This window comes from Longitalea luteola (assembly GCF_017356035.1).
Classification (GTDB): Bacteria; Bacteroidota; Bacteroidia; order Chitinophagales; family Chitinophagaceae; genus Niastella; species Niastella luteola.
This window is the reverse complement of the sequence record NZ_JAFIQX010000015.1, coordinates 115,233-127,009: the sequence shown is the minus strand read 5'-3', so window position 1 is coordinate 127,009 and position 11,777 is coordinate 115,233. Positions and strand designations below refer to the sequence as shown.

Annotated in this window: 12 protein-coding genes; 5 read left to right on the top strand and 7 right to left on the bottom strand. The window is 46.6% G+C overall.

Going from position 1 to position 11,777, the window contains the following annotated elements; all coding sequences use genetic code 11:
- Positions 1–155: 155 nt before the first annotated feature.
- The 3 genes from JUB15_RS26380 to JUB15_RS26370 all read left to right on the top strand — a co-directional run bounded on the left by JUB15_RS26380 (position 156) and on the right by JUB15_RS26370 (position 3,273).
- A complete protein-coding gene (locus JUB15_RS26380; RefSeq protein ID WP_207515660.1) occupies positions 156–1,175 on the top strand; it encodes a sensor histidine kinase in 1,020 nt (339 codons plus the stop codon).
- The gene (locus JUB15_RS26375; protein WP_207515659.1) at positions 1,172–1,879 is read left to right on the top strand and encodes a LytR/AlgR family response regulator transcription factor; all 708 of its coding nucleotides are present in this window, start codon (positions 1,172–1,174) and stop codon (positions 1,877–1,879) included. Before JUB15_RS26380 ends, JUB15_RS26375 begins: the two co-directional genes overlap by 4 nt.
- A 77-nt stretch (positions 1,880–1,956) precedes the next feature.
- Complete coding sequence (locus tag JUB15_RS26370) at positions 1,957–3,273, top strand: glycoside hydrolase family 28 protein (RefSeq protein WP_207515658.1); 1,317 nt, start codon at positions 1,957–1,959, stop codon at positions 3,271–3,273.
- A 187-nt stretch (positions 3,274–3,460) separates the two neighbouring features.
- Here JUB15_RS26370 and JUB15_RS26365 read toward each other — a convergent pair whose 3' ends face one another.
- From JUB15_RS26365 to JUB15_RS26345, 5 genes are all read right to left on the bottom strand, one after another.
- Positions 3,461–6,211: a carboxypeptidase-like regulatory domain-containing protein gene (locus tag JUB15_RS26365; RefSeq protein WP_207515657.1), complete on the bottom strand. Its 2,751-nt coding sequence runs from the start codon at positions 6,209–6,211 to the stop codon at positions 3,461–3,463.
- Positions 6,212–6,283: 72 nt separating this feature from the next.
- Complete coding sequence (locus JUB15_RS26360) at positions 6,284–6,772, bottom strand: hypothetical protein (protein WP_207515656.1); 489 nt, start codon at positions 6,770–6,772, stop codon at positions 6,284–6,286.
- A gap of 312 nt (positions 6,773–7,084) precedes the next feature.
- A complete protein-coding gene (locus JUB15_RS26355; protein WP_207515655.1) occupies positions 7,085–7,435 on the bottom strand; it encodes a hypothetical protein in 351 nt (116 codons plus the stop codon).
- A gap of 92 nt (positions 7,436–7,527) precedes the next feature.
- The gene (locus tag JUB15_RS26350) at positions 7,528–8,028 is read right to left on the bottom strand and encodes a hypothetical protein (RefSeq protein ID WP_207515654.1); all 501 of its coding nucleotides are present in this window, start codon (positions 8,026–8,028) and stop codon (positions 7,528–7,530) included.
- A gap of 2 nt (positions 8,029–8,030) precedes the next feature.
- Positions 8,031–8,534, bottom strand: coding sequence for a hypothetical protein (locus tag JUB15_RS26345; protein WP_207515653.1), 504 nt, complete (start codon positions 8,532–8,534; stop codon positions 8,031–8,033).
- 105 nt (positions 8,535–8,639) lie between these two features.
- On the opposite strand from JUB15_RS26345, the gene JUB15_RS26340 reads away from it, so the two are divergent.
- Positions 8,640–9,404, top strand: a complete 765-nt coding sequence (locus JUB15_RS26340) for a hypothetical protein (protein ID WP_207515652.1) — start codon at positions 8,640–8,642, stop codon at positions 9,402–9,404.
- Between the two features lie 89 nt (positions 9,405–9,493).
- Positions 9,494–10,159 (top strand): DNA alkylation repair protein, encoded by a 666-nt coding sequence (locus tag JUB15_RS26335; protein WP_207515651.1) that lies wholly within the window; start codon positions 9,494–9,496, stop codon positions 10,157–10,159.
- 8 nt (positions 10,160–10,167) lie between these two features.
- On the opposite strand, the gene JUB15_RS26330 is transcribed toward JUB15_RS26335, so the two are convergent.
- Both JUB15_RS26330 and JUB15_RS26325 read right to left on the bottom strand, forming a co-directional pair.
- Complete coding sequence (locus tag JUB15_RS26330; protein WP_207515650.1) at positions 10,168–11,316, bottom strand: geranylgeranyl reductase family protein; 1,149 nt, start codon at positions 11,314–11,316, stop codon at positions 10,168–10,170.
- 35 nt (positions 11,317–11,351) lie between these two features.
- Positions 11,352–11,741, bottom strand: coding sequence for a DoxX family protein (locus tag JUB15_RS26325; protein ID WP_207515649.1), 390 nt, complete (start codon positions 11,739–11,741; stop codon positions 11,352–11,354).
- Positions 11,742–11,777 lie beyond the last annotated feature (36 nt).

The following is an 11,777-nucleotide window of genomic DNA, read 5'->3' as shown; positions in this document are numbered from 1 at the left end:
CTCTGCAAAACTATCAGTGGCCATCATTGCTTTTCAGGTAAAGCGACAAAGACGCCAAATGTTGCGACAATACCGGCAGATGCTGCGATCATTTTTAAATCTGTTCCTCCTACAGGTAAAATCGATAAGTTTGAGCCGGATTGATGCGCCGTTACATGCTTACAATAGTCAAATACCGTTATTTCAATGTTATTCTCCATGCGCTGGCCTGGAGCATCGTGCTGTTCTTTCCTTATTTTACCGGCAGTGCCGGCAATCAATACAAAATAGGTCCGCTGCCGGGGATCTATTTTACATTGTCGCAGTTGATCCATATAGTCATTTTTTATGGAAATGCTTTTTTTCTGTATCCGAAATTGTTGAATCGCAGGTACTGGTGGCTGTATCTTGTTTCCGTGGTTTTACTTATCCTTCTTTCCGTACGGGTAAAGTTTTATATACTGGAAGGCTGGTTTCCCAACGATCTGCCCGATGTGCGCGCACACGTGCTGTTTCCGTCGGTACTGGCGTTTATTGTAAGTGTCTTCTATTGTATAACGCTTGAAAAGATCCGGGCTGAAAAAACGCAGCAGGAGCGGGAGGCGAAACAATTGGGCATGGAGCTGAAATTCCTTCGTTCCCAGATCAGTCCGCATTTCCTGTTTAATATCCTGACCAACCTGGTCTCACTGGCAAGAAAGCGTTCAGACCAGCTGGAATCATCGCTTTTAATGCTTTCCGGTTTAATGCGCTATATGCTGTATGATGCCGGCAAAAAGATATCCCTGCAACAGGAGGTGGAATACCTGCAAAGTTATGTAGCCCTGCAGCAACTACGCTTTGGGCAGGATGTAAAGATCGGGTTCAACCTGGCGTTGCCCTACGCTGCAAACAATTATTGTATAGAACCGATGCTGCTGATCCCTTTCGTGGAAAATGCATTCAAACATGGAACGGGTTACGAGGATGAACCCCGTATAGATATCAACTTGACTGTGCAGGAAGGCATATTGGTGTTCCAGGTAAAAAATAAATTCGACCCGGGAGAAGCAGCTGCCAACAAAGATGAGGTGTCGGGTATCGGCCTGGGTAATGTTCGTGCGCGGTTAACGCTGTTGTATCCGGGCAGATATGATCTGGTCATTCACCGGGACGGTGACCTATTCAGCATTCATTTAACACTTAACTTATTATGATGCGCTGTATTATTGTCGATGACGAACCCCTGGTTCGGGAGTTGCTGGAAGATAATGTAAGCCGGGTGCCTTTTCTGGAATTGGTGAAGTCGTGCAAAACTGCGCTCGAAGCATTGAACACCTTACAGCAGGAATCAATCGATCTCATCTTTCTCGATATTCAAATGCCGCGGTTGAGCGGACTGCAATTGCTGCAATCGCTGCAGCATCCACCACTGGTCATCATGGTATCGGCTTATGAAAAATATGCAGTGGAAGGTTTTAACCTGCAGGTGGCAGATTATTTGTTAAAACCTTTCCCTTTCGACCGGTTCCTGAAAGCGTGTAACCGGGCGGCTGAATTGTTCCGGGCCAAGCGGGCCGCCAGCCTGACGGAACCAGTGAAGAACAATGACTTCTTCGTAAGTGTTGATTATTCGCTTGTAAAGATCGTGACAGCCGATATCAATTATATAGAAAGCAGCAAAGACTACATCAAGATCTATCTGGCTTCAGCGGCTAAACCGGTTATAACGCGGATGTCGCTAAGAACTATTGAGGCCAAACTGCCTGCAGGCGCCTTTATTCGCACGCACAGATCCTTCCTGGTGGCCATTGCAAAGATCACCGCCATTAAACGCGACCTTGTTTGTATCGGTGCAACTGAAATTCCCGTAAGCGAAACTTTCCGCGAAGATCTTAACCGGGTTTTGCGTTCGCATTGATCTTTTTAACCTCTTTCTAATGACTATGCCGGATGAACCGGGACAGTTGTATGCGGCAGTTATTTGTAAATTTGACAATGAACAAATTGTTATTGCTTACCATAGTTGGCAGTGTGACCCTGACCAGGGTCGACGCCAATAACGACCATCGATTCACGGCGTTTGAAAGAACGATAGTACACAACCGGGAACAGCGATATAATATTGCCGAACGCGGCGCGGTGGGTGACGGCAAAACACTCAATACAAAAGCCATTCAGGCTGTCATAGACGAATGCGCCAAAAACGGTGGCGGAACCCTCGTTATTCCCAAAGGTATATTTGTAAGCGGGGCCCTTTTTCTGAAACGCGGTGTTCACCTGGAATTTCAGGCGGGCGCTGTACTCAAGGGGTCTACAGATATTAATGATTATCCAAAATTAAATACCCGCATTGAAGGTCATTTTGAACCCTGGCGTGCAGCGCTGATCAATGGAGATGGGGTCGATCATTTACGCATCAGCGGCCCCGGTACCATTGACGGCAGCGGCGAACCCTTCTGGAAAGAATTTTATAACCGGCGGAATGCTGACCCAAAGACGACCAATTTAAATGTTGAGCGCCCGCGGCTCGCTTTTATTCAGAATTCCAAAGACATACAGATCAACGGCATTACCTTTTTGAATTCGGGCTTCTGGAACCTGCATATTTATCGCTGTGAGCAGGTGAGCATAACTTATTGCCGTTTCCAGGCGCCTTCAGGCCCCAAACCATACCATCATGCACCCAGCTCTGACGGTATCGATATAGACAGTTCTCATGATATTGCCATTCGCCATTGCTTTTTCTCTGTAGGCGATGATTGTATTGCATTAAAAGGTTCCAAAGGACCGTTTGCGCTGCAGGATAAGGACAGTCCACCAGTAGAGAACGTTCAGATCAGCGATTGTATCTTCGAAGCGGGTGGGGGTATTGTAACTTGTGGCAGTGAAGCAACCATTGTTCGCAGGGTAAATATTCAGCGATGTATAACGCTTGGTCCAACCGTGTTGCGGTTAAAGCTTCGTCCGGATACTCCGCAACAATACGAGGATGTGACCATGAGCGATATTACCTTAAAAGGGAGCGGTGTTATTTTCAAGGTTTCGCCCTGGACCCAGTATTTTGATCTGAAAGGCCAGGCACCGCCAAAGTCTTTGGTACGGAATATCAAAATTTCCAATGTCCGTGGAACGGCGAATTCATTGGGCGAGATCACCGGTCATGACCAGGCGACGATCCGGGATATACTTGTATCAGATGTAGATGTGCAATTGCAAAGCACCGATTTCAAAGTAGGTAAGGTGCAAGGGCTGCATTTCAGGAACGTAAAAGTGAATGGCAAAAAGATGGCTGATCCAGTGTCGAAGCGTTAATGAGTTATTCAGTTATTCAGTTCCTCAGTTATTCAGTTATTTGGTAAACTAGCAATGAGGCGCTTCGAAGTTTAAGCTTGGCAACATCCATCTGCCAACTGACAACTGCTAACTGCCAATTGCTCATTGCCGATTGCCAATTGGTTTTCGTTTGCCCATTGCCCATTGTCAATTGCCAATTGGTCTTTTATTCCCGTTTTATATTTATCACCCGTTTTTTCTGCCTGATCTCGAATTGCAGATGCAGGCGCTGGTTATTCACCAGGTCAGCAGCCTTACTGGTTTCAGTCACTTTGAAGGTGTCATCGAACACGGCCTCGTTAACACTGACGATATACAGACCGGCAGGCAGGTTGAATGTATATTCCCCTTTGCTATTGGTAAGTGTATTATAAACGGTTCCATTGGCTGCGGCAGCTATGATCCTGATACCATCCAGGGGCATGGTCAGGGAACTTTGTTCGTCACGCAGCAGCACCAGTTTGCCGGTTATGACACTACTGTGGGTAAAAGGGAAAAAATAAATTTTTTGTTCTTTTCCCGGCCTGAATGTCTGCCTGAAACCCTGTTTGGGCATCCAGCCATCGAGCCCCGCAATCTGGCTGAAATCAATAGTGAACTCTTTGTCGTCGGTATTGGTAAAACTTAGTTCGCCTTTACTGTTGGTTTGCAGCAGTTCGCCATTTACCAGCACCCGGGCCTTTGATACCCATGACAGGTGCTCATCAGGCCAGTTGTTATTGTTTTCATCGAGGTATAACACGATCTTGAAAGAGCGCGAGCTTTCATTTTTAATAACAGGCAGTTGCAGTCTTTTGCGAATGGTGAGGTTAACGAGCGGGTCATCTTTTCGCGACAGGTTTACCTGTGTGGTGAGTCCTACATCGATGCCTGTTGCTGGCGTTGAGTACTGGATATTATTGTACAGCAAAAAGAAGGACACCCCGGTTTGTTGTTCGTTTAGGTAATTTCCCTGCAGGCGGTAAAAGATGTTTTTCCGCGTCCACGGTATTTCTATGAAGGGCGATACCTGCAGTCGATCATAAGCTACCGGTGATTGCAGGTACTCTTTGATCTCATAATAATAGTAAGGGCCTTTGTCATACCGGAGCTGCATACCATAACGGCCATTCTGTATATTCACAAAGTTGGTAAAGCTGTTAAAGTTAGTGAGGGTCGAAGCAGGGATAGTTACCCGGCCGGCATTGGAGAAGGCCGACAGCCACCAGCGATCGGTGATCTGCCAGTTAAGATTTACCGCCAGTTTATACATTTTCGATTGCAGGGCCGTTGTGCTGTCCTGCACCTGTTTCAACAGGCCTGGCGATATTACCAGCGAAAGCCGTTTACGTTGCCAGCCGAACCGGAGTCCGTATTCCCGGTTATTGATATTGAACAGATAATTGATCAGTGAGTCGCCGGTATTGTTATAGGCTCTTTTATTGATCTCGAAATAGGGTCCGGCGAAGCAGTTATTTATCAATAAACGCGCTTCGTGTAACTGGTAATGAAAACCTTTATTCAATCCGGGAAAGTTTTCAGAATAGCGGTTGATCGTGGAAGTGAACTGGTAATGCTTTTTCCTGGTTTCAAAATGATAACCGGCCTGCCAGGCTACCAGGGAGGTATCCAGCTTTGAGCGGGCTATTTTTTCCAGGCCGGTTCCGCCTTCAACAGCCAGGCGGGTGTCCTTGTCGATCGTCCATTCCAGTTTATTTAACAGCAGCGAGCTGCTTTGTTTTTTCAGCCCGTCGCGGTTTACAAACCCATTGGTTTGCCAGTTAACTCCCTTTAATACGGGAAGGCTGAACTTTACATTGAATTGCCGGGTATTGCCAATACGGCTTTGTGCGCCCATTACTTCAATGGCCTTATGCTGTGCACCGGCATATTGCAGGCGAAGGCCGGTGCCATCTACCAGGAAATGGTTGAAGTCGATAATGCTGCCGCCGGTAAGGCGCCAGGGACCATGTACATATTCCACGGCAGCTTTTTGTGTATTGGCGGCTGAATGCCGGTAATAGTTGTTGGTTTGCAACAAAACGTTCAGCTGTCGGTCATTTTTCAGCTTCAGGTTACCGCGAACATTCAAAAAGGCAAAGGGCTGTTCGCCGGCCAGGTTCTGCATGTTCAATTCCAGCGTCAGCGGCATTTTTTGATAGTTGTAGTTCTCCCCGCTGTAAATATAGCCGAGCCGGTTTATCTGCTGGTTCAGCATCCTGGTGTCGCCCTGCGTATTCTTTATAAAAATGGTTATTTCATCCTTTTTCAGTTGTTGTATATCGTTAGGCGATAACAAAACCTGGACAGGAATGGTGCGGGCTTCACCGGGTTGTAAAGTGACCGAATAATTTTTTTTGGCAAGGTTCAGTGAAAGGCTGGTGCGGAAATCGAAGCTGTAGGTATCCGGACTATTACCTGTATTCTCCAGGTAAACAGTAAAGGCTACCTGTTTGTCATTTTCGGTGAAAACGGCAACCGGTTGCTTCAGGGCAGCCTTCCATTTCACATTGGCTTTGGGTCTGATGTAAAATTGGGTATGGATGACCTGGTTCAGTTCGGGGATGCGAATGTCAATGATAAAAGGAACCCAGCTTAAAGCAGCCGTTTTAGTGGCGAGCGTGAAACGGATAGGGATAAGCTGGTTCTCCCGTGGCCGTAATTCAGTGTCTATTATATTGGCTGTGATGAGAGAAGTTATCTCCGGTGATCTTACCACCAGTTGCACCGCTAAGGGACGGCTGCTGCTGTTGTAAATGCTTACATTGTTGAATGCATAACTGTTTTCTTCCACGGCTACAGAATCGTTCAGGAAACGAGATCGTAGTATATCCGGTAGTCCATTGTTTTGCCGGGCCATTGCCACCTGTATGCCGGCGAATAATAACGCCATTAGCGTCAGGGTACGGGTAAACCAATAGGTAGCAACTGTTTTCAACGTTTTGATTTTACATCGGGCGGTGGAAAGAATAACCGTGCCACGGTTTTGAACCGTGGCACGGTTGGGGATCTATTGCTGTGTGGCAGTGTACACTACAGAGAGGGTGTAAGTACCTGCATCATGACTGAAGCCAGGGTTGGCATTGTAATCAACAGTAAAGCTGCTCACCCCTCTGTCGCCGCTGGTCAGCGACTGGGCGCTTGTTGACAAAGCACCGAAGGAAGAACCGCCGCTCAGGCGAACGCCTAAAACTGAAGCAGGCATAGCAGGAGAGGGGGCTGCCGGGCCGCTGAAGTTAGCACTTGCAGCACCCACTGTTACGGCCCAGGGGCGGTTCGATTTTACCTGGAGGCTCGATGCTCCCAGGTTGGTAAGTCCGTTTTGGTAGTCACTCGTGTTGGTAAAAGTAAAGTCAGTGCCCGTAGCAGCAGTGAAAGCAATGTCGATAGAGTTCTGCAGATTTAATGTTACTGTGTGGCTCGCTTGAGCAGAAGACTGGGCGTTAGCAGCAATAGTACCAGTAATAAGGGCGGCGGTGATCAATGCAATCTTTTTCATGTTGTTCGTTTTTTTGTTTGTTAAAGAGGTTTTTTAAAATTGTTACGGTTACATATAGCCAATCGCCGTGCCATTTCAGCAATTGATTGAAAACCAGATGGTACCTGTTTGGTATGACCGAAAATTGTTCCATGCACTGGAAATTATTTCCGAAAAATAAACCGGGTGTGAAATAGGAGTAGCGACTGATCATCTCTGATAGCAAATCTGTACTCATGTAAGTGCAAATAAAAACCCGGAGTTAGATAACTACATCCGGGCTTTTGCGTAGAAGGTAATAATGCTATGCTGTCTTAATAAATCACCGTGTACTTACAAAGAAGTGACCGTATACAGTATTAAACGGTTTTTGGAAGTGTTATTAGTCTCTTCATTCTTTTTAGCGGGAACATTGGCTGCCGGCGGCTTTTTCTCCTCAATATCCATTTCAATCACCTGCTTATCTACCAATATGTGTTTGTTCGAGGATAAGCCCAGCTCTTCTTTTAACTGTAGTTTATCGTCATTGCCCCTGCCCTTATCTTTTTTGACCTTGGGAAGATGTATGGGGCCGGCGGGCATCAGTTTTAAAGTGATTACCTGCTGCGCCTTTTTCGTGGGTGGCTGTGCGTTGGTCAGAAATTGACCAAAAACAAGAAATGGTAATAAAATAAGCTTTTTCACCTGAAATAATATTTACTGTTATTAAGTTCGGTATTAAGATCAGCAAATGCAAGCCAGCCTGTATATAAAACAAAGCCGGTAAATAAAAATGCTTATTGGGCGCTAAGGGTGTAAACGATGGTAAGTGTATAAATGCCCGGACCGTATGCATAGCCGGGATTGGCCATGAGGTCCATATTAAAGGAGTTGCCTGAAATGCCGGCGTTACCGCGGTTGCCCGTTGCCAGTACCTGGTCGGTTGAAGATAGTTGTTTAAAAGGGGATTGACCACTTTTTACTACGCCAATGACCGATGCCGGCATATTGTTGGAAGCATAACTGCCGCTGGCTGAAAAGTTAGGCGTAGCGGCAGAAACTGATAATCTCCAGGGCTGGTTGCTCTTTATATTAAAGGTGTTGAAATTACTGATCGTGTACCCGGAAGCATACTGCGCGTTCGTAAAATTTATGGTGGAAGAAGCATTATTGGTAATAGACACTGCCATCACCGATTGAATACTTATTACTGGGTTGATGGTTCCATTGAATGACTGTCCCATACCCTTTGTTGAAACTAGTGACAGCAATACTATATAAAGGCGGCTGTTTTTCATGATCATGGTTGTGTCATGGTAAATAATATGGTGAGGTTATAATTGCCCGGTGCGTAATTGTACCCAACCGGGTCAAGCAGCAGGTCATAGTTGAAAGTAACATTGTTTTTAGTGGAATTTATCTGCTGTAAGAGCTGATCGGTATTGCTCAGGGTGATCGTGTTGGTATTGGCAGTGACCGGCGGACTGGTAGAATTACAACGGAGGGACAGCATCGAGGCGGGAAAAGGGGTACCTGTACTGCTGGTTGAGGCCGAAACCCTTGCCCGCACGCTAAAGAGGTTGCTCGATCTTGAATTTACCACGATTTGAAAAGCATTGGGATTGATTTGCTGCGTTTCAATGGCTGACACATTGTTCAGGGTGAAGCCGGTATTGATGGCCGTAAGTGTGAGGTTATTGCTATTGTTCTGCGCCCGTATTACCCCGGCAGCCGTTGTACAAATGAGTAACATAATGATGTTGCGGAAAAGCAGGCGGCTTGTGTTTATTCCTGTATGGCACATACGATACAAGGATTTTAATGTATAGCAATTTATTTTATTTTTTGGATCGATCAAAAACAAAAAGCTATGAAATGTCTAATGTGTACTTTGTTAGCATTGGTTTTTATGTCAGTAAACGCTGTTTCGCAAAAGATAGGGATACAGCCATCCATACTTGAATTTCATGGAGTGCCCGGCGTTACCGAATCGCAGGTAATAAAGATCACCAATTTGTCGGATGCCAAAGTAGGTTTCCAGGCTTACCTGGCCGATTGGTTACGCGATTCAACCGGAGCGCATCAGTATTATAAACCGGATACACTCAACCGCTCCTGCGCCGCCTGGATAGCCACCGATAAAAATTTTATAGAAGTAGAGCCCGGCAAAAGTGCAGACCTGCTGGTGCGGCTGCAGGCGCCTTCAGATACCTCCCTTTTCAACAAGATGCGGTGGGCGATGTTGTTCCTGCAAAGCGCCGAAGAACAGGATAGCGCCGACCGTAAGAACAAACAGTTCAACACCAAAATAAAAGAACTGTTACGCGTAGGCATTCATATCTATCAAACGCCGCCATCAGTTACGAAAATGAGTGCCAAAGCGCTTACCCTGAAACCGGTGCAAGGCGATCAGCATGCGTATGATTTTTATATGGTGAATACGGGGGAAACGATGCTGCAGTGTAAAGCGCATCTGGCGCTTACGAATATTGAAAGCGGCCGGGAATATAAGTTAGAGAAGGTGGAATTCCCTGTTTTCCCCGAAGGGAAAAGAACGGTGCGGCTCACCATTCCCCCTACGGTGCCCAGAGGCAAATATTCTGCCCTGGCTATCTTGGACATTGGTGAAGATGCTTCGCTCGAAGCGATCGAACGTACCATCGAGGTCAATTAAGCGCCTGGTTCCAATTGCGTAAAAACGTTTTCCTGCAAGCGAGTGCTGCTGAAATAGTAAATTTGTAGTGTACCATTAATTATTACAATATGACGGTAAAAGAAGCACTTGCAAAACTCAGGGCGCTGGGGGATGAGAAAGTGCGTAAGCACAATAAAAAATCAGGGGCTGATGACAACCAGTTTGGGGTGAAGATGGGAGATATAAGAAATCTGGCTAAAGAAATCAAAAGCGATCATGCCCTGGCGTTGGAACTGTGGGCAACAGGGAATGTAGAGGCCAGGCTGCTGGCTACATTGATCATTGATGTGAAGAAGCTGTCGATGAAAGAAGTGGAGGATATGGTGAAATCCATCAATTTTGTGGGTGTGGCCGATTGGATGAATTCGTATGTGGTAAAGGAGCATCCCGATAAAGAAGAGCTGCGGAAAAAATGGATGAAGGCCAAAGATCCTTATTCGGCCCGTGCCGGCTGGAGCCTCACCGCCGGGCGTGTAACGAGGGATGCTGATGGGCTCGACCTGCCGGCGCTGCTCGATCGCATTGAAAAAGAAATGCCGGATGCGGCTCCCGAAGTGCAATGGACAATGAACACTACGCTGGCGCAGATTGGCATTAATTTCCCGGAACACCGCAAGCGGGCGTTAGCCATTGGAGAGAAATTAGGGATCTACCGCGATTATCCGGTTTCCAAAGGTTGTACTTCGCCGTTTGCGCCTATCTGGATCAACGAAATGGTGCGCAGACAGGGATAGTACGCTGCTTACTTCATAAACCTTTTGATGATGCTGTTCTGACCGGCGATAAACGCCGCGTCAAAGAGGAAGGGCAAACGGGCCATTGTTTTCAGCACTTTGGTTTTTTGACGCATGTCGGCGCCGGCCAATTTATAGAGGCGGTTGGCGTAATTTTTCACAAAGGTGGCCCTGAAATTACCGGTAATAAAACATTGTATCACCTGTTCAGCCGCCAGTTTGCCACTGAGCACGGCATTGCCAATGCCATCGCCGCTTACGGGGTCTATCAGCGATGCCGCATCGCCCACCAGTATAAAATGATCTCCGCACATCTCTACCCATCGTGAGCCCATGGGAAGTCCGCAGCCTTTTAATGTTTCCATGGGCTGTGCGTTGCCAAACTTTTGACGTAATACGGGTGACCGTTCAATGAAATCATAAAAGGCGTTTTTGACGTTGATCTTTTTTTGTATGACCATGTCAGATAAAATGCCCATACCTGCATTCACAATACCGCCTTTGATGGGAAACACCCAAAAGTAACCAGGCAGGTATTTTCTGTCGAAATACACTTCTGTGCAGGAATCTTCCATACCTGAAACACCGCTGTAGTAGGCGCGTACGCCAGCCACATGATGTTGCCTGTCGAGCTGGCGGCCGGTAAGTTTCCGGGCGGTAATGCCATTGCCGCCGTCTGCACAAATGAGCATGGTGCACGCATAGCAGGTGTTATCTTTGGTAATGACTGTATAGCCGTTGGCAGACTTTACAACATCACTTACCGTAACACCTTCGATGGTTCGAATGCCAGCACTGTTTTTAATGGCCGAAAAAAGAAAGTTATCAAAGCATTCCCGGGTGGCGGTATAAGCTTCGAGGCGCCAGGTAAAATCCAGTTTTCGGTTGTTATAGTAACATGTTGTTCTTCGGGTGAGCAGCTTTTCGGTGAAAGCAGAAAGCCTGGTGGCGAAGGAGGGGTCTATTTCGTGCAGGAATTTAATGGCCCGGCCAGGTATAGCGTCGCCACAAACTTTATCGCGTGGAAAATGGTGTTTGTCGATAAGCGCGATGCGCAGTCCGGTTTTCCTGAGCGCCATAGCGCAGGCGCAACCTGCCGGTCCTGCGCCAATGATGATCACGTCGTAATGGCAATCGTTAGGGTGAGCTGGGGTCATGAAGGGTTAATTGAATTTATGGGAAATTATGAGCTTTACGGCTTCAACCCCGCTTTGATCTTTCTCTTCCAGAAATAATAAGACAGGATGCCCGGTACAAACCATACCAGCATAAAAAGCATCATGGGATGGAACGCTTTGGATACGGCGATACTGGCATAAACAGCACCCACGAGATCAAAGAACAATCCGGCATACGCCCATTCTTTGATCGTCTTTAATCCGGGAATTAAAATAGCAATGGAACCAAACAGTTTCGCATAACCGGTGAATGGAATAAAATATTCAGGAAAGCCAAGATAATCACGTATCAGTTTTTTTGAGTCCTCGTTTACCAGGATGCTGCCATAGGCAGAATATATCATGAGTGCTGCAAATAAAATGGTAAACACCCAGTACAGGGTATTGATGGTGGTAGGCTTCATAATCGTTAGTTGGTTTAATAATCGTGCATTACTAAT